Genomic DNA, 18,209 nt, shown 5'->3' on the forward strand with positions numbered 1-18,209 from the left:
TGCCGCTAGCGTTCATCCTGAGCCAGGATCAAACTCTCCATTGTAATGAATTACTTCAAACAGCCGAAGCTGTTCATGTGTTCGTCCGACCCCGGCTTCCCTAAAATTACCCCCTTCCCCGTGAGGGAAAGGAGCTGACGCAGCTGATTTCTCAATCACCCGCGCGGTTTACCTTAAATTTTCTGTCTCAATCAATCTCTCAAAGAACGTGTGAAAAGAACATCTTTCTTTTCCTTGTGGCACCATCCGATGCCGGTGTGTTTCTGTAAATTCCGCAGGGCCTGTTGCCCTTGTTTCCGGAAGCGGATGCAAAGGTAAGAACCTTTTCTCTCTTTGCAATGAAAAAGCTGTTTTTATTTTCCTGTCAATCTTTTCCTTCCCTTCCTTCTGAAGCGGGTTGCAAAGGTACGAAACGTTTTGCTGTTTGCAATGCCCGAAGAGAAGTTTTTCTTTTCTTTCTCTCCTTCTTCTTTAGTCCGTGGGGCCTGTGTTAACAACCCCTCTTCCTGACCGCCTCCTGCCGAAACGGGATGCAAAGGTAGGAAGCTTTTCCCGCTTTGCAAGCAGCTGGTGAAGTTTTATTTCTCTGCGCTGCCCTCTCACCCTCTCTCTTTCCCGTCCCTGCCGAACGGGGATGCAAAAGTAGTAATCTTTCCTTTATCCGCAAGCGGCTAGGCTGAAAAACCGCTTGTTTTTCCACGCCAGACTAGTTAAGTTCCTGAGGCTTTGAGGAAAAATTTTATAAATATTTTTGGCTCATTCAACCTGCTGCCTTTGCTTTCTCTAATTTAGGCACTGGAGGATAACACCCTCACAGGCTTTTGAAACATCACTTATCAAGAGATTTCTGTAGGTCTTACCTCTTACCCTACCTCCGCGCCGGAAGATTTCTATACGCCCTTCCGGCCTGTGATGTTACACTTTTTAAATAGAATAAGGCCTAGGCATTGCTGCCTAGGCCTTATTCTATTTTCTATATAAAGCTTTTTCTACGCCTTAAGCTATTACTGCGTCACGCTTTAAAGTGCTTTTTCTATCCGGACCTACGGATACAATAGTAATTGGCACCTGCAAATGTTCTTCCAGGAAAGCCAGGTAATTCTTGAATGGCTCTGGAAGTTCTTCCACAGCATCAATTTTATTCAGATCCACTTTCCACCCAGGAAGCTCCTCGTAAATCGGCTCCAACTTATCTGTATCCAGTGTATGCGGCACCTGATCTGTTACTTCCCCTGATGCCAGCCTATAATGCGTACACACTTTTATCGTCTCAAACTCTGTCAGTACATCTGCTTTCATCATGTTTAGCTGCGTAACGCCATTCAACATGATAGAATACTTCAGGCTTGGCAGGTCTACCCAACCACAACGGCGGGGACGGCCAGTGGTTGACCCAAACTCCCGTCCAGCTTGGCGAATCTCCTCTCCTACCTCATCTAACAGCTCTGTTGGGAAAGGACCACTGCCTACGCGGGTGCAATAGGCTTTGAAGATACCGTATACTTCGCCGATATGCCGTGGCGCTACGCCTAAACCAGTGCAGGCACCTGCCACCAGCGTAGTTGAGGAAGTCACAAAGGGGTAAGTGCCGAAATCAACATCCAGCAAAGCTCCCTGTGCTCCTTCCGCTAAAATTTTCATCCCTTCCCGGATGGCGTTGTTGATCATATACTCAGAATCCACCAGTTGCAGCGTACGCAGGTAATCTACAGCCTCAAAGAAAGCCTGCTCCTGTTCCGCAACTTCAAGCTTCTCCCCATAAAACTCCACAATGCTGCGGTGGCGCTCCACCAGTTTGTTGTAGCACTCCCGGAAATCATCTGAAAGAATATCTCCTACGCGTAAGCCAACACGGCCGATCTTATCCTGATAAGTTGGCCCTATACCTTTTAGGGTAGAACCAATTTTGCCGCTACCCAAAGCTTCTTCTGACACTCTGTCCAGCACTCTATGAGATGGCAGGATAAGGGATGCTTTTTTAGAGATGAACAGGTTTTTCGCTGCGTCTACACCTCTGTCGGTTAGTTTCTGCATTTCGGTGCGGAACACGATAGGATCCAGCACCACCCCATTACCGATGATATTTTGAATATGCGAATGGAAGATACCGGAAGGAATCTGGTGCAGCACGTGCTTTGTACCTTCAAACTCTAATGTATGCCCTGCATTAGGACCGCCCTGGAAACGGGCTACGATGTCATAGGTCGGAGCCAGTACGTCAACGATTTTTCCTTTTCCTTCGTCGCCCCACTGCAGACCTATTAATATATCAACTGCCATTTAAGTATTTAATAAATTGATTCTTTTAAGAATTGCGCCGCAAAGTTATCATTTTCTGCGATAGTGAAAATCGCATTTAGCTTTGTAACAATTAAAAGCTTGCGGATGTGGTCGGATGGCTTGATGAGCACCAACTCCCCGCCACGGTTCCTGAACTTGGTGAGCAGCGAAACCAATACACCCATACCACTACTGTCCATGAAGCGCACATTGGAAAGGTCGATGGCACAGAGCAGCGACACAAGCGGTTTCCCGCCATCTATGTCGTCGATCATCCGCTGCGTATCCGGGCTGGCTATCAGGTCTCCTTCCAGCCTAACAAATAAAATGTCATCTTTGAGCTCTGTCTGATACTTCATGTTGCTTTTCCTCTGTCGCTTTTTTGGCGCGGCAATCGCCGCAGATACCGTATAGGTTAAGGGAATGATGCAAGATATGAAAATTTAGCAGGTCCCCTACCATGGTCTGTATATTATGGATACGCGGATCGCAGAACTCCACCACCTTGTGGCAATCTGTGCAAATCACATGGTCGTGCTGCCGATAGCCGTACGATTTCTCGTACTGTGCCAGGTTACGGCCAAACTGATGCTTGCTCACCAGGTCGTTCTCCACCAGCAGATCCAGGGTATTGTATACGGTGGCGCGGCTAACGCGGTAATTCTTGTTTTTCATGCTGATGTAGAGCGACTCCACATCAAAATGCCCGTCGCGGGAGTAGATTTCTTCTAAGATAGCATAGCGCTCCGGTGTTTTACGCAGGCCTTTGCTTTCTAAATATGCCGTGAAGATTTTTTTTACCTCTTCGAACTTTACTGTATTTAATGCCATATGTATTTTAATAATAGCCTCACTTAATCGAAACGCTCAACGGTGAGCACTCCGTTCACTTTGCCCATGCGCTGCATCAGCATATCAAGGTGGCCGGTATCGTTTACGAAAACCATGATGTTCCCCTCAAAAATACCATCGTTGGAATCGATGGTGATGGAACGCATGTTTACTTTTAAGCTGGTGGAGATAACCTTCGTTAGGTCGTTTACCAGGCCCACCCGGTCTGTTCCCTTGATACGGATACCCGCCAGGAAAGCAAGTTCTTTCTGGTCTGTCCACTTGGCTTTTATAATGCGGTTACCATAGTTAGACATTAGTTCGATGCCCCGCGTACAGTTTGTGCGGTGAATCTCGATGCCCCCGTCTTCAGTCTGGAAGCCAAACACATCGTCGCCCGGTATCGGGTTGCAGCATTTGGCCGCCGTATAATTCTCCATGTTAGCGGTGTTCCCCCCTATCACTAACATGTCGGAGTTTATACCCCTTATTTTCTGCACTTCCTTATCAAAAGACTTCGGCTCCAGCATAGAGGGTCCCTTCTCGGCTGTAGCCGTAAAAATAACCTCCTTAATGCTCTTTATATCTATGAACCCGGTGGCAACTCTGTAATATAAGTCCTGCACCGAGGGCACGTTGAAGTAAGCCTGCAGCTTATTAATGTTACTTTGTGTGTCCGCTATCTCCAGTTGTTCCAGGCGACTCTCCAGCATCACCCTGCCCAGCTCTGACTTGCTTTTGCGCTCCTCACGCAAGGCATCCTTAATCCGGGAACGTGCTTTGGAAGTAACGGCGTACTGTAGCCACTCCTCGTTCGGTTTCTGCTTCTGCGATGTCAGGATCTCTACCTGGTCACCGTTCTTCAGCTTATAACTCAGCGGCACCAGTTTCTGGTTTACCTTAGCACCCAGGCACTGCAAGCCGATGTCCGTGTGAATTTCAAAAGCAAAGTCAAGCGCTGTTGCCTTATCCGGAAGTATAATCAGTTCTCCCTTTGGCGTAAAAACAAACACCTCCTCCACAAACAGGTTCTTGCGGAACTCATCCATGAACTCAAGCGCGTCGGAGTTATTGCCTTCCAGCATATCACGCACCTTGTTTATCCACATCTCAAGGCCAGACTCACCGGAGGAGACACCCTCTGTTTTATACTTCCAGTGGGCGGCATAGCCTCGCTCGGCAATTTCATCCATCCGCTTGGTACGGATCTGCACTTCTACCCATTGTCCCGATCGGCTCATCACCGTGGTATGCAAAGACTCGTAGCCATTTGCCTTCGGCGTATTCACCCAGTCGCGCAGGCGGTCAGGGTTTGGCTGGTAAAAGTCTGTAATGATAGAGTATACCTGCCAACAGGCAGCTTTCTCATTCTCTAAAGGCACATCCAGGATAATACGGATAGCAAAGAGGTCGTAAATCTCATCAAAGGTGATGTTCTGCTTCTTTATTTTCTTCAGGATAGAGTAAATAGACTTCGGCCTGCCCTTGATCATGAACTTGAACCCATACTTGCGCAACTCCTCTTCTATGGGGTGCAAAAAGTCTTTTATAAACTTGTTACGGGCACTGCGCGTCTGCCGGATTTTGTTGGAGATGTCCTTATAGGTATCCGTGTCGGTATACTTGAGGTACAGGTCCTCCAGCTCCATTTTAAAGGTATACAAGCCAAGTCGGTGCGCCAGCGGGGCGTACAGGTACATGCTTTCAGAAGCAATCTTGAGTTGCTTGTGGCGGGGCATGCTGTCGAGGGTGCGCATGTTGTGCAGGCGGTCAGCCAGTTTGATGAGGATTACCCGCACATCGTCGCTCAGGGTAAGCAGCATTTTACGGAAGTTCTCGGCCTGCTGTGAGGTACCATAGTCGAACACACCTGATATTTTGGTGAGCCCCTCTATGATTTTGGCCACACTGGGACCAAACTCCCGCTCCACATCCGAAATCTCCATCTCAGTATCCTCCACCACATCGTGCAGCAGCGCCGCCACAATAGAGGTAGTACCGAGACCGATTTCCTCTACCGCGATCTGTGCCACCGCCAGCGGGTGTAAAATATAAGGTTCCCCGGATTTGCGGCGCATGCCACCATGCGCTTCCAGCGAGGTATTAAATGCTTTCTTTATGATCTTGGCATCGTTGTCCTTCAGGAAAGGCTTGGCATACCGAAGTAATCTTCTATAATGTCTTAAGATCTCCTTGCGTTCTGCTTCTGGATCGTTCATGTTAAAAAGTATGGGAGCAAATAAATTAATACTCTAAAAGAGCACATTTACCTCCTGTATATTATTTATACAATACTATGGCTGCTTTATTTGTTCAAATATAGCTGAATATAAAATGCAATCAATAACCTGCCGCAGTGAAGGCAGGGGATACGTAAGTTAAAAATTTTTAAGAAAATTTTATGTCAGGTATTGCATTTAAAAATTCAGCTAGTAACTTTGCACCACTATTACAAACAAGCACAATCAAGCGGATGTGGCGAAATTGGTAGACGCACTAGACTTAGGATCTAGCGCTGCGAGGCATGGGGGTTCGAGTCCCTCCATCCGCACAAAACTCAAACCCTCAACAGCCATGTTGGGGGTTTGTTTTTAGTAGATATTTCAAAAATTAAAACTTATAAGCCTTGAATATTACATTAAACCAAACCGACAGCACCAACGCACAACTGAAGGTGGTACTGGAAGAGGCCGACTACGCTCCGAAGGTAGACCAGCAGGTAAAAGAATACAGCAAGAAAGCCCAAATTAAGGGCTTCAGACCTGGTAAAGTGCCTGCAGGGCTTGTAAAGAAAATGTATGGCAAGAGCATCCTGGTAGAGCAAATCAACAAGACTTTACAAGAAGAGATCTCTAAATACATCCGTGAAAACGATGTAAAGCTTCTGGGCGAGCCGCTTCCGGAGCCAAGCCAGGATCAGATTGACTGGGATACGCAGAAAGAGTTTGAGTTTACCTATGCAGTAGGCCTGCTTCCTGACTTCAACCTTCCGCTGGATAAGAGCGTAGAGGGTTACACCATTGAAGTGGACGAAAAGACACTTGACGAAGCATATACTAACTTGAAGCGCCAGTTCGGCAAAACAGTTAACCCTGAGACTTCTGAGCAAGGCGATTTTATCTCCGGTGAGTTAAAAGCTGTGGAAGGCGAGTTTCTGTCTAAAACACTTATCCCGACAAACCGTGTGGTAGAAGGACAGGAGCAGTTTGTAGGTGTAAAGGAAGGCGACATAATTCGCTTCGATATCCGCAAGGCTTTCGGCGACGACAACGCGGCACTGGCACACGTAACAGGCCTGAGCAAGGATGACGTGGCGAACCTGAACGGTGAGTTTGAGATTACAGTAGATAAAATCAACCGTACGGAGGAGGCTGAGCTGAACCAGGAACTTTTTGATAAGCTTTTCGGTAAAGACGAAGTAACAACAGAAGAAGAGTATCACGAAAAGATCCGCGAAACCATCAAGGAGAACTACGAGCGTGAGGCCGACAACCTGTTGTATCGCAACATCATCGATTCCCTGACAGATAACGTAGAAGTAGAACTTCCAACAGAGTTCTTCAAGCGTTGGCTATTGGTAACAAACGAAGGCAAACTAACGCAGGAGCAGATAGAAGAGAACTTCGACAAGTACCTGCGTGAGTTGAAGTGGTCGATGATCAAAAATAAGGTGGTAGAGGAGAATGAGTTGAAAGTAAGCAACGAAGAAGTAGTGAACGCTACAAAAGAAAAAATGCTTGCCCAGTTTAATATGCCAGAGATACCTGAAGAGTTGGTGGAGAGCATGAATAAATATGCTAACGAATACCTGCAGCAGGACAACGGCCGTAACTACATTCAGGAGTACGAGCAATTGCTGGCTGAGAAGGTGCTCGCTAAACTTAAAGAGCAGGTAACTGTTGTAGAGAAGACAATTACCGCAGAGGACTTCAAAAACAATTCGTTTGAATAACCGAACGAAAAAACTATATTAGCAAAAAGGTCCTTTTTTTAGAGGACCTTTTTCATTTTTGAATAAACCGTAAACCTAAACAAGATATGTTTAACAAAGACGAGTTCCGGAAATTTGCCGTAAAAGGCCAGGGCATGAGCGGCCTGGGCGTAGACCAATACATCAACCATGTGGAGGGCAGAGCCATGCATACTATCGAAAGCATGACACGCTCCGTGATTGAGGAACGCCCTACAAACTTCCGTGAGATTGACGTATTCTCCCGTCTGATCATGGACCGCATTATTTTCCTCGGCACACAGGTAGATGACTTTATTGCCAACATCATCACAGCGCAGCTGCTTTTCTTAGAGTCGGCAGACGCAAAGAAAGACATCCTGCTGTATATCAACAGCCCGGGTGGTTCGGTGTATGCCGGCTTGGGTATATATGACACCATGCAGTATGTGAACCCGGATGTGGCTACTATCTGCACAGGCCTGGCTGCCTCTATGGGAGCTGTGTTACTGGCAGGCGGTGCCGCCAACAAGCGTTCTGCCCTGCCGCATGCCCGTGTTATGATTCACCAGCCAATGGGTGGTGCCCAAGGCCAGGCTTCTGACATCGAGATTACAGCCCGCGAAATCATGAAGCTGAAGAAAGAGCTTTATGAGATTCTGGCATCCCACTCCGGTAAATCTTACCAGGAAGTGTATGACAACTCTGACCGCGACTACTGGATGAAAGCAGATGAAGCCAAGGAGTATGGATTGATTGACGAAGTATTGGTGCGCAAGAAAGCATAAGTACTATCCCAATTTAAAATTGAACAGAACCCACTTCGGATATCGGAGTGGGTTTTTCTTTTCCTCTCTTGCCCTGTTTTATGCAGACTTTCCTGCACCTTTTCTTATTAAAATCTCATAATATTAAAATATTTATCAACATAAAAATGTGGAAACATATTACACTTAATTAATTAATAAACAGTTATTTATGTAATAATATAAAAATATGCATCTTGAAATCTATGAAGGTATTTTAATGCTTTCGTAACATTTATGAAAAAAAAATTGTGCCCTTATAAATTTTCAATTTTGTACCTTTGCTACAGGCCCTGACATTCAAGGCTGGATTAAAGTGAATCAACTGGTTCTTATGGCAGAAATTACTTGCTCATTTTGCGGCAAAAACAAGAAAGATGTATCGGTGATGATATCTGGTATCAACGCGCACATTTGCGACCGTTGTATCGGACAGGCACAGCAGATCCTGAACGAGGAAAATAAAATACGCGCCAACAGCCGTACTCCAAAGTTCAACCTGATGAAGCCGAAAGAAATGAAGGGATATCTTGACCAGTTTGTTGTAGGGCAGGATGAGGCAAAGAAGGTGATGTCGGTGGCTGTGTACAACCATTACAAGCGCCTGATGCAACCTACCGAGAATCAGGATGTAGTCATTGAGAAATCGAACATCATTATGGTGGGCGAAACAGGCACAGGTAAAACCTACCTGGCGCGTATGATGGCCGGTATCCTGCAGGTGCCTTTCTGCATTGCCGATGCTACCGTACTAACAGAAGCCGGTTATGTGGGCGAAGACGTAGAAAGCATCCTGACGCGCCTGCTGCAGGCTGCTGACTATAATGTAGAGTCTGCCGAGCGTGGCATTGTATATATAGATGAAATTGATAAGATTGCCCGCAAAAGTGATAACCCTTCTATTACACGCGATGTGAGCGGCGAGGGAGTACAGCAGGCACTGCTGAAACTGCTGGAAGGAACCTCTGTCAACGTGCCGCCACAGGGAGGCCGTAAGCACCCGGAGCAGAAAATGATCACCGTCAACACAGAGAACATCCTGTTTATTTGCGGTGGCGCCTTTGTTGGCATCGACAGACTGATTAAAACTCGCCTTAACACCCGCCCTATCGGCTTCTCCAAATCGAAGCAAGATGATGAAGAGGAAAGCGAAAACTTCCTGAAATACCTCACAGCACAGGACCTGAAAAGCTTTGGCCTGATACCAGAGCTCATTGGCCGCCTGCCGGTGCTGACACACCTTGACCCATTAGACAAAGAAACCCTGCGCCTGATACTGATTGAGCCGAAGAACTCTATTGTGAAACAGTACAAGCGCCTGTTCGAGATGGAAGACATCGTGCTTTCTTTTGATGAAAGTGCCCTGGAGTATATCGTAGAAAAAGCGGCAGAGTATAAGCTCGGAGCCCGTGGCTTGCGCTCCATCTGCGAAGGCATCATGACAGATGCCATGTTCGAACTGCCATCAGAAGAAGGCACAAAAGAACTTATGATTACAGGAAAATACGCCCGAGAGAAATTTGAGAAATCGAGCCTGAAACAACTCAAAGTCGCATAAGCCGGAAAGCTAGCAATTGCCTTCAGCGATCGAACACAGTATATAAACGAGAAGAGGTAGCCTGTTATGACTACCTCTTCTCGTTTATATACTGTGTTCGCTACTGTAAAAGCTGGAAAGGCTTAAATACATCATCAAATCTTTGCTCAGAAAAGCGGTTCTGGTCTGTCTGAGCTACCATCCAAAAGGTTGTCATCAACGGAGGAAGCAGTGCCAATCAACAGGACAGCAATCACTATACCGGTAAGCCCTAAGGCAATCATGATAGATTTCATAGTTTTCGTATATGTGGTGGAACATTAGCAACCTATAAAGCTGCCTATATCCTATACGGTTCCCTACTGGTATCAAGTTGTATAAGCTCTTGCTGACTGGTATGTATGAAGTCGTAATTGGGGATGTCTGACATCGGCTTACTTACCCCGGCTGTTGCTCCGCCTGCAGGTACTTTACCATCAGTTGTGCTGCCCGTTCTGCTGTCCTGAAATTACCTATCTTCTGGCGCACCAGGATATACCCCTCTTCCTGTTTTCTGATGAAGTGTTTGTCGAAAAGCACGTTCTTGAGTTCGGCGATGATTTTCTTTGGTGTAAAATCATCCTGAATCAGTTCGGTGACAACAGGCTTGTCTGCAATTAGGTTAACCAGCGAGATGTAGGGCACTTTAATCACCATTTTAGCGATAGAATAAGAAATTGCGCTGGTGCGGTAGCAAACTACCTGCGGCACGCCAAAAAGCGCCGTTTCCAAGGTAGCCGTACCCGATGTTACCAGTGCCGCCTGTGCATGCGCAAGCAAATCATAGGTCTGGTCGTAAATAACCTTAATGTTAGGATCTTTATTGTATTGCTCGTAGTAAGCCTTGGAAAAGTTGGAAACGCCTGCCACTACAAACTGGTAATCCCGGAAAGACGGCAGCACGCTCAGCATGACATGCAACATACCTTCTATTTCCTGTTTGCGGCTACCTGGTAGTATGGCAATGATAGGTTTGTTGTTGTAAAGCCTGTTTCTGGTTCTGAAATCAGGTGTGCGCACATGATCTGTTACGGAGTCATTCACCGGGTTGCCTACATAATCTACTTTATAGTCGAACCGGGCGTAAAAGTCTTCTTCAAAGGGCATGATCACGAACATGCGGTCCACCACTTTTTTGATTTTATGCACGCGGCCCTGGTTCCATGCCCAGATTTTGGGGGATATATAATAATACACCTTCAGTCCCCTTGCCCTGGCAAACTTGGCAATGCGCATGTTAAAGCCCGCGTAGTCCACCAGTATCACCACATCAGGTTGGTAAGCTTTTATGTCAGCTTTGCACTCATTCAGAAAGCCCAGGATCTTAGGCAAACTCTTCAGCACCTCTGCAAAGCCCATAAAAGCCATTTCCTGATAGTGATGCACCAGGTCCATACCAGCCTGCTGCATCATATCGCCGCCCCAGCCTCTTATCTGCGCCTCCGGGTCTTGTTTCCGCAGTTGCTTGATGAGGTTGGATGCGTGTAAGTCACCGGAGCGCTCCCCGGCTATAATGTAATATTTCATGCAGTTTGTTTCTGTTTAGGCTACCGTACAGGTACGGAAGGATAGCAGGCAGGTATGTATCATACCGCCGGCTTCAAACTCTTTTACTCGCCGAAATACTCTACGTAATTGCGCGGGGTTTCGTAAAGCTTCAGGCTGTGTAGCTGTGCATTTTTATCTGAGATATCGAGAATGCGGGGCTCCAGGATTTTCCAGAACTCCACGATCAGGTTCTCTGTGCTGGCAAGCTTATCCTCCATAAAAGCCACATCGAGGTTCAGGTTCTTGTGATCCACCTTTTCGATGATGTGGGTACGGATGAGGGTGCTGAGTTTCTTAAGGTCAATTACAAAGCCTGTGTCCGGATCAGGTTTTCCTTTCACGGTCACGATTAACTCATAGTTATGCCCATGCCAGTTGGTATTTGCACATGGCCCGAAAACCTCCTTGTTCTTCGCCAGCGACCAGTTCGGGTTGTGCAGCTTGTGTGCTGCGTTGAAGTGCTCTAACCTGCTTACGTAAATCATCTAACCTTTAAAATTGTAATTCTTTCTGAGTAGCAAATATACAAAGAAAGGAACACCAAAGAACGAAGTAATGATTCCAATCGGCAAACCTGCAGGCGGATAGAGCAAACGCGACAGCAAATCGCATAGCAGCATGAAGAAGCCACCCACAAAAGCGCAGAAGAGCAGGTTTGAACGGCCGGTGGTTCCCATCAGCCCACGGGTAACATGCGGAATAATCAAACCTACAAAGCCGATAGGTCCGGAGGTAGCCACGGCAAAGCCTGTGACGACGGATACCGTAACTAAAATCACCCACCGCGTGCGCGCTACCTGCACCCCCAGCGCCTGCGCCCGCTCCTCCCCCAGCAACAGAATGTTCAGGTGCTTCTGGTAATTTATGAACAATAGCAAAGCCAGCAGCAGTGCCACGGCGGGATAAGGCAGCATCGCCCAACTGGCGCGCTCAAAACTCCCCATCGACCAGAAAATCACCGTTCTTAATTTACTTTCGGAATCAGACAGAAAAGTAAGCAAACCCACAATGGAAGTCCCCAAGGCACTAATAGCAATACCCGCCAGCAGCAACTGCGACGGAATGAGCTGCCGTTTCCGGTAGCCCAGCATCACCACCACCAGCGTCACCAGAAAAGCACCTGCCAGCGCAAAAATGGGTGGCATATAAATACCTGCCAATGTTATCGGCACAAAACCGAAAAACACGATGATAGCTCCTAAAGACGCTCCGGAGGCAGTCCCTAATAAATAAGGATCGGCCAGGCCGTTGTTCACCATCGCCTGCATCAGGTAACCTGCCAAAGCAAGCGAAGCCCCCACCACCAATGCCAGAAGCAGGCGCGGCAGGCGCAGATGGACCAGCACAAAATGCGTAGTGTCATTGGGATTGTAATGCAGCAAGGCCTCAGTTAAGATACCTAAATCAGACTCAAAGGAACCTACCTGCAGCCCCAGCACCAAAACTACCAGAATCAAAAAGAAGGCAATGAGAAAGTACAGCGCCCTGCTCATGGATATAGAAACCCCTCCAGTTCGCGTATCGATTCAACCACGCGCGGGGACGGCCGGGCCATCAAATTAGTTGTCGGGGCGTAAAGCCGCCTGTTCTGATAGGCATTTGTTTTGCGAAGTTCCGGGTATATGCCGAAGAAGCTCTCCTCCAATTCCTGCGGTGTTCCGCCCAGCACCACATCCGGGTTGCTTTTGAGAATATACTCTCTTGTCAGCGGCTCGTAGGTTTCCTCCACTACATTTTCAGCACCTAAAATGCGCAGTTTATCTGTGATAGCGGTGCTGTGGCCATACACGTAAATCGGGTCGTAACCTGCCAGGCCCAGCACACGCAGGGGCTGTGCCTGGTTCTGATGGCGTGCTCTTATCTGCGCCACTTCCTCCCGCAGCGAATCAGCGAGATGTTCTGCCTGCTCCTCTCTGCCCATCATCTGGCCTATGTCCTCCAGCGCAGTAAAAATATCCTCTACCGTTTCGTAGCGCTGATAATAAACCGGTATGCCCAGTTCCTCCAGCCGTGCCGCCACATCCGGGGGCGTAATGCCCTCCACAGTAAAAATGAGATCCGGCTTCAGGCGCAGCACCTGCTCATAATCCACCGGATAGTTGTTCACGACTGGCTTTGTAAGCGCGGCTGCAGGATAATCATCATTTTGGGTGCGGCCAACAATGGTACTGGTATCGAGCACAGCAAACAGCATCTCCGTCATAGACGTGGCCAGTGCCATGACGCGTTTTGGCTGTCCATTCAGCCTAACCTCACGCCCCAGGTCGTCTTCCAGCACCAGTTGCTTTTGCGTTTCTTGCTCTGGTTGGTTACAGGCTGGCAGCGCCAGTAGCAGGCAAAGGCACAGCAGCCATTCAAATTTATAATGCAAGCTTCCGTTTTGCTTCTGTTTCAAACTCCTGATTTTGATTATGCCGCCTGTATACATCAAGTTGGCTCCATTTATTTTCGTAAATTTAACCGAAATTTCGTTAGAGGTTTAAAAACTGAAATATGATCGTAGTAACCGGCGCCGCAGGCTTTATTGCCAGCTGCCTTGTCAGCAGGCTGAACCAGGCTAATTTTAACCATATCGTAGTGGTAGACAATTTTTCTGTCTCCAAAAAAGAGCGAAACCTCCAGGGCAAAAAGATAAAAGAGTTCGTAGACCGCGACGGCTTTTTTGAATGGCTGGACGAAAACTACGAAGAGGTAGAGTTCATTTTCCACCTGGGTGCCCGCACCGATACAACAGAGTTCAACAAAGATGTGTTTGACCTCCTGAACCTGGACTACTCCAAAAAAGTATGGAATGCCTGCTGCGAATACCAGATTCCGCTGGTGTATGCTTCTTCTGCAGCCACCTACGGAGCCGGCGCCTTGGGTTACGACGACGATGAGTCGATTATTCCTTTGCTGAAGCCACTGAACCCTTACGGCGAATCGAAGAACGACTTTGATATATGGGCCCTGGAGCAAACAGCGAAGCCTTTCTTCTGGGCTGGCCTCAAGTTCTTTAATGTGTATGGTCCGAACGAGTACCACAAAGAAAGAATGGCCTCTGTCATTTACCATGCTTATAATCAGATTAGGGAGAAAGAGAGACTTGCGCTGTTCCGCTCACACAACCCAAATTATGCTGACGGTGAGCAGATGCGGGACTTTATATATGTGAAGGATGTGGTGGATGTATGCCTGTTCCTGATGCACCACCGCAAGAACTCCGGCATCTACAACCTCGGTTCCGGCAAGGCTCGCACGTTTATGTCACTGGCCCTGAACACCTTCGACGCCATGGGCGCAGAGGTAAACATTGATTTCATGGACACGCCGGAAAACATCCGCGATAATTACCAGTACTTCACGGAGGCCAACATGAGCAAACTACGCTCTATTGGGTATGATAAGTCTTTTTATACCCTGGAAGAGGGCGTGAAGGATTACGTGCAGCACTACCTGATTCCTGGAAAGTTTTACTAGAATTAAGAATTATAAATGCTAAATTATAAATGTGCTTTATAATTTAGCTGCTTATACATAAAGCCCACTCGCATTGCGTAAGTGGGCTTAGTTTTTTACTGCGGGTATAGGCTGAACAGCAGAAGATGAAGCCCTTTGCCGCTGCTGATGTTCTCACAAACAGCACAGCACGATAACAGCGGCTAATAGATTATCGGTGAAAACACTAACAATGGCATGAAATGGCGGAATGGCATGATAGCGTAGACGCCGGGGGAAAGCTTGATTAATCTAAAACAGCACTGACACCTGCGTTCTTCCTGTATGTACCGCACCTATACCGTTTGCTTTGCGGCCGTCATAGTTGAGGGAGATGTTGAGGCCATTGCTCAGGCGCTGCTGCAGGTTCAGGGACCAGGTCATGTTGTTGCCGGGACGCAAAGCGTTCAGGATTTCATATCCAACGTAGGAGAATTCATCTCCTAAAAAATTAATGTTCACATACCTGAGGTTACCTGTAAAGGTGCGCTTGCTCACTTGGCTGAGTCTGGTTTCCACACCGAACTCGTGGAATAGCCCCTGCTGCTCTGCCTCCGCTGAGGCCAGCGCATCATCCCGTAGCGCGTACTGGTATTTGCCCGTAATACGCAGCCGCGTGTTAGGTTGGTAAGACAGCTCCGGAGAAGCCTCCCGGCTCTCGATCCTGAAGTTTTTAGAAACAAGAAAGTTCGACTTGTTTTCCCGTACATTTAGCCCCAGGATAAGCTGGGAGCTAAGCACCTCATTCAGGTTCAGGCGCCCGGTCAATAGCTGGCTACTCACATTGCGGGTTTCGGAGCCGTTCGTTAACAGCGATTTTTGCTGATTTTGCTGCACCGTGTATTCCATACCATACAACGGATTACTGCGGTTAAAATATACTGTATGCCGCATCGCCTTCACCAGCGAAATAAGAAACTGGTCGGCTATGTCATCCGCGAAGGGGTTGAAACGCTGCTTCAGGTCTTCGTCGGTTGTTTTCTTGTCGATGCTGACGAACGTGAGCATGGAGAAGCGAGACATTTGCCCTTTCAGGCCTTTCTCTGTTTTCCAACTGCGGGGGGTGGTACTGGTGAGGCGGTAGGTGAAGCGGTTGGTATAGGCGTTGATATACTCGTCGGTTGGCAGGAATATCTTGATGTAGCGCCGCTGGTCTAATGTCTGGGCCTCTAGGTAATCATTCAGGTTATTTGGATTTGCACCATCCCGCAGGTAGTGGGTTCCCTGACCCGGCAGCGTCTCCTGAAAAATATAGATGCGCCGCAGCTCACGGCCTGTACCCGTAGCGTAACTTAGCTCCGACCGAAAGCTTCCGTCTAAAAAACCCGCATTCCAATCTACCCGCGACTGTACTGTTTCCTCATCATCGCCTGTCACTACTTTTAGTTTGCGGTAGGTAGCTTGTAGGGCTAAGTCGTTTTCTGCGCCCAAACGTGTTTGCATGATGGCATTGTATGTCTGCCCCACTTCGGGTTGCCCCATGGTACCAGCTCCGGTGGGGCGCTTGTCGGTGCGGTGACTATAGTCCAGCCGGAACTTTGTGCTGGCAGAGTCGCCGCTCTCTACATACACCAGGTGCTCCTCAAAATACATGGCAGAGCCGACAACAGAATCTGTCTCCAGGGAAGTCAACCTGTTTTTATCGAAGCGGTAGACATAGCCAGGTGTTACTTTGCCCAGCCTATATTTCGCTCCCAAATCGCCACGATACCACTCGGATTGCCGCTGGCCCTGTGTGCTGTTCAGCATGAACAGGTGGTTGCGCAGCACCACTTTCCCCAGCGTTTTAAGTACATCCACGTAATGCTGCACCCCATCCAGCTGCGCCTCCCGGTAACGCCTGCTGATGCGGTAGTTGAACAGGTTCGCCACATCCTGGGTTGCCCCTACTGAAAAGTTGAGGATATGGTCTTCGGCCTTATCAGTAGTAAGTAAACTCCAGTCGCGGTCAAACTCAATAGGGCGATAGCGGTCTATGGGCGCGAAGTTCTGGTCGGTGTGTTCGTAGTTCAGGGTGCTGTTCAGCTTATACCTGCCCAGCATCGGCACTTCCTTGTCCTGCACAACGTATCCTACCCGCACCGCTTTTCCCTGGTCATCCTCCGAGTCTATAGCAGAGAAGCGGTTGCTGTCGTTTTCAGAGGCCGCGCCTTCCATAAAAACGCTTACACCCTTCTGCAACTCATAGCTACCGCCCAGCGTCATCAGCTGCTTCTTTTTAGGCGTAGGCAGCACCCGCAGCGGCGCATAGCTTCCCTGCGGCCTTCCATCTACAGGTGCCACCCAACGGTACATGCGCCCGTTAACGGCACTGTTCGCCAGCACATAGTCTCCGTTATTCAAGCCAACTTCTGTAAAGCTCACATTATAAAAGGCAGAATCAGGGGAATTAGAATAGACGAAAATGGAGGCTGCGGTTTCCCCATTATTGTAAATAGTATCGCGCTTTGCATACAGTACTGCTGTCGGGTCGAAGGCAACGCTGTCGGCGCCGGTGCTAACTGCTAAGTTCAAGCTATCGCCGATGCTGGACAGCAGGCGCTTCTCCTCGTTCTGCAGGTTCAGGTTGATGAGGTTGTTTGGGTTATCAGATTCGTTGTAGTAGTTGCCGTATACCTTTAGCTTGCCCAGGTTCTGGTAATGGTTGAGGTGGTAGATGCCCCGGCTATAGTTCTGGTCAAAATACTCAAAATCTACTTTCACGCGTGTATTCTTCGTGATAACGTGGCGGGTGGTGAAGGTGATTTCCGCCTGATTGTAGTCAATCACATAATCATAGTCATAGCCGCGCACCAGCAGCCTGCCATCCAGAAACACCCGCTCCGAGTTGGCCAGCACAATGATGAAGCGCTCGTTATTCGGGCCCCGCAGCCTGTAAGGTCCCAGCACCCCCTCCTGCGGCTGGAGGTTTTGGGAGGCAAACTTACCCTTCGCCATAGAGGCTGCTACTGTGGTCACGCCTTCCCGCCCTGGCCTGCTGCCAAACTTTGTCTCAAAAGCACCGCCCTGCACGTTCTTGTAGAACTGCAGAAAGTAAGAGGGCTTGTTTTGCAGCACCACATCTCCGGCAGTCAGCTGCCAGAGCCGGTGCTTCAGGGTGATGTATACTTTGTCAAACTCCTGCAGCTGCTGCGTATTCCCCTCCGGCTGAAAAGGAATGTTCTGGTCCGTGATGGCGGCTGTGATGCTAATATCTTCTGTGAGCTTGCCGTCCAGCTGCAGGTTCAGGGCGGAGTTCACAAACACATTCTGTGTGTTTCCAAAGGAAATTCCCCGCGAGATGCTTCCTGTCTTATTCAGCCCCGGTGTTTTGAAAATCTCTTCCTTGGTGGCAATCTCCTCCTGGTAAAAACGGTCCTGGAAAGAACTCATTTCCAGCTTAGAGATATCGCGCTTAAAGGCTGGCTTCGTGAGGTTCAGGGGCATTACCCGGAAACAGACCAGCACAGAATCGCGCAGGGCCTGCATGGTGCCGAGTGTATCTATTGCCACAGAGTCAGGAGCCGGGAAACGGGTGAGGGTAAACTCGTTCTGGCTGTAGTTGTAGTCAAAGGAAAACGCCTCCTTCTTAGGATGGGAAAAGGTAACGGAGGCGGGGTCCAGCGTAAGTGAGTCGAGTTGTTGCGGCATGTCGGTGAGGGGCATCCAGCGGCAGCGCTGGTTGTTCACAGGCGACTGTGCCAGCAGCGGCCAGCTCAGCCCGAACAAGAGCAACATGATATAAACCCCTCCCCTGCTCATG

Annotated in this window: 14 protein-coding genes and 1 tRNA gene; 5 read left to right on the forward strand and 10 right to left on the reverse strand. The window is 48.4% G+C overall.

Annotation, left to right across the window (positions count from 1 at the left end):
* Nucleotides 1-996 precede the first annotated feature (996 nt).
* From E1919_RS22780 to E1919_RS22795, 4 genes are read right to left on the reverse strand one after another with little or no spacing between them, the layout of a single operon-like run.
* A complete protein-coding gene (locus tag E1919_RS22780; protein ID WP_162055717.1) occupies nucleotides 997-2,280 on the reverse strand; it encodes an adenylosuccinate synthase in 1,284 nt (427 codons plus the stop codon).
* Between the two features lie 8 nt (nucleotides 2,281-2,288).
* Entirely contained in the window at nucleotides 2,289-2,639 is a 351-nt protein-coding gene (locus E1919_RS22785; protein WP_162055718.1) for an STAS domain-containing protein, read from the reverse strand.
* On the reverse strand, nucleotides 2,611-3,111 hold the full coding sequence (locus tag E1919_RS22790; protein ID WP_162055719.1) for a Fur family transcriptional regulator: 501 nt from the start codon (nucleotides 3,109-3,111) through the stop codon (nucleotides 2,611-2,613). Before E1919_RS22790 ends, E1919_RS22785 begins: the two co-directional genes overlap by 29 nt.
* Nucleotides 3,112-3,134: 23 nt before the next feature.
* Complete coding sequence (locus E1919_RS22795; protein ID WP_162055720.1) at nucleotides 3,135-5,330, reverse strand: RelA/SpoT family protein; 2,196 nt, start codon at nucleotides 5,328-5,330, stop codon at nucleotides 3,135-3,137.
* 250 nt (nucleotides 5,331-5,580) lie between these two features.
* Here E1919_RS22795 and E1919_RS22800 point away from each other — a divergent pair.
* The 4 genes from E1919_RS22800 (at nucleotide 5,581) to clpX (ending at nucleotide 9,424) form a co-directional block, all read left to right on the forward strand.
* Nucleotides 5,581-5,662 (forward strand) — tRNA-Leu (locus E1919_RS22800).
* A gap of 75 nt (nucleotides 5,663-5,737) precedes the next feature.
* On the forward strand, nucleotides 5,738-7,063 hold the full coding sequence (tig, locus tag E1919_RS22805; RefSeq protein WP_162055721.1) for a trigger factor: 1,326 nt from the start codon (nucleotides 5,738-5,740) through the stop codon (nucleotides 7,061-7,063).
* An 86-nt stretch (nucleotides 7,064-7,149) separates the two neighbouring features.
* A complete protein-coding gene (locus E1919_RS22810) occupies nucleotides 7,150-7,848 on the forward strand; it encodes a ClpP family protease (RefSeq protein ID WP_162055722.1) in 699 nt (232 codons plus the stop codon).
* 352 nt (nucleotides 7,849-8,200) lie between these two features.
* Entirely contained in the window at nucleotides 8,201-9,424 is a 1,224-nt protein-coding gene (gene clpX / locus E1919_RS22815) for an ATP-dependent Clp protease ATP-binding subunit ClpX (RefSeq protein WP_162055723.1), read from the forward strand.
* Between the two features lie 146 nt (nucleotides 9,425-9,570).
* Here clpX and E1919_RS27960 read toward each other — a convergent pair whose 3' ends face one another.
* The 5 genes from E1919_RS27960 to E1919_RS22835 form a co-directional block, all read right to left on the reverse strand.
* On the reverse strand, nucleotides 9,571-9,699 hold the full coding sequence (locus tag E1919_RS27960; RefSeq protein WP_262888755.1) for a hypothetical protein: 129 nt from the start codon (nucleotides 9,697-9,699) through the stop codon (nucleotides 9,571-9,573).
* Nucleotides 9,700-9,841: 142 nt separating this feature from the next.
* The gene (gene lpxB, locus E1919_RS22820) at nucleotides 9,842-10,969 is read right to left on the reverse strand and encodes a lipid-A-disaccharide synthase (RefSeq protein WP_162055724.1); all 1,128 of its coding nucleotides are present in this window, start codon (nucleotides 10,967-10,969) and stop codon (nucleotides 9,842-9,844) included.
* An 83-nt stretch (nucleotides 10,970-11,052) separates the two neighbouring features.
* Nucleotides 11,053-11,475 (reverse strand): 6-pyruvoyl trahydropterin synthase family protein, encoded by a 423-nt coding sequence (locus E1919_RS22825; protein ID WP_162055725.1) that lies wholly within the window; start codon nucleotides 11,473-11,475, stop codon nucleotides 11,053-11,055.
* Nucleotides 11,476-12,483, reverse strand: coding sequence for a FecCD family ABC transporter permease (locus E1919_RS22830; RefSeq protein ID WP_162055726.1), 1,008 nt, complete (start codon nucleotides 12,481-12,483; stop codon nucleotides 11,476-11,478).
* A complete protein-coding gene (locus E1919_RS22835; protein WP_237144803.1) occupies nucleotides 12,480-13,385 on the reverse strand; it encodes an ABC transporter substrate-binding protein in 906 nt (301 codons plus the stop codon). The genes E1919_RS22830 and E1919_RS22835 overlap by 4 nt, the downstream gene beginning before the upstream one ends.
* A gap of 98 nt (nucleotides 13,386-13,483) precedes the next feature.
* Here E1919_RS22835 and rfaD point away from each other — a divergent pair, with 98 nt between their 5' ends.
* Nucleotides 13,484-14,449, forward strand: a complete 966-nt coding sequence (gene rfaD / locus E1919_RS22840) for an ADP-glyceromanno-heptose 6-epimerase (RefSeq protein WP_162055728.1) — start codon at nucleotides 13,484-13,486, stop codon at nucleotides 14,447-14,449.
* A 270-nt stretch (nucleotides 14,450-14,719) separates the two neighbouring features.
* On the opposite strand, the gene E1919_RS22845 is transcribed toward rfaD, so the two are convergent.
* Nucleotides 14,720-18,208, reverse strand: coding sequence for a hypothetical protein (locus E1919_RS22845; protein WP_162055729.1), 3,489 nt, complete (start codon nucleotides 18,206-18,208; stop codon nucleotides 14,720-14,722).
* Nucleotide 18,209 lies beyond the last annotated feature (1 nt).

The organism is Pontibacter pamirensis, from assembly GCF_010015475.1.
In the GTDB taxonomy this organism is placed as follows: domain Bacteria; phylum Bacteroidota; class Bacteroidia; order Cytophagales; family Hymenobacteraceae; genus Pontibacter; species Pontibacter pamirensis.

Coding starts and splice junctions, on each gene's coding strand:
- E1919_RS22780 (WP_162055717.1), bottom strand. CDS start 2,280: ATGGCAGTTGATATATTAATAGGTCTGCAGTGGGGCGACGAAGGAAAA.
- E1919_RS22785 (WP_162055718.1), bottom strand. CDS start 2,639: ATGAAGTATCAGACAGAGCTCAAAGATGACATTTTATTTGTTAGGCTG.
- E1919_RS22790 (WP_162055719.1), bottom strand. CDS start 3,111: ATGGCATTAAATACAGTAAAGTTCGAAGAGGTAAAAAAAATCTTCACG.
- E1919_RS22795 (WP_162055720.1), bottom strand. CDS start 5,330: ATGAACGATCCAGAAGCAGAACGCAAGGAGATCTTAAGACATTATAGA.
- E1919_RS22810 (WP_162055722.1), top strand. CDS start 7,150: ATGTTTAACAAAGACGAGTTCCGGAAATTTGCCGTAAAAGGCCAGGGC.
- clpX (WP_162055723.1), top strand. CDS start 8,201: ATGGCAGAAATTACTTGCTCATTTTGCGGCAAAAACAAGAAAGATGTA.
- E1919_RS27960 (WP_262888755.1), bottom strand. CDS start 9,699: ATGAAATCTATCATGATTGCCTTAGGGCTTACCGGTATAGTGATTGCT.
- lpxB (WP_162055724.1), bottom strand. CDS start 10,969: ATGAAATATTACATTATAGCCGGGGAGCGCTCCGGTGACTTACACGCA.
- E1919_RS22825 (WP_162055725.1), bottom strand. CDS start 11,475: ATGATTTACGTAAGCAGGTTAGAGCACTTCAACGCAGCACACAAGCTG.
- E1919_RS22830 (WP_162055726.1), bottom strand. CDS start 12,483: ATGAGCAGGGCGCTGTACTTTCTCATTGCCTTCTTTTTGATTCTGGTA.
- rfaD (WP_162055728.1), top strand. CDS start 13,484: ATGATCGTAGTAACCGGCGCCGCAGGCTTTATTGCCAGCTGCCTTGTC.
- E1919_RS22845 (WP_162055729.1), bottom strand. CDS start 18,208: ATGAGCAGGGGAGGGGTTTATATCATGTTGCTCTTGTTCGGGCTGAGC.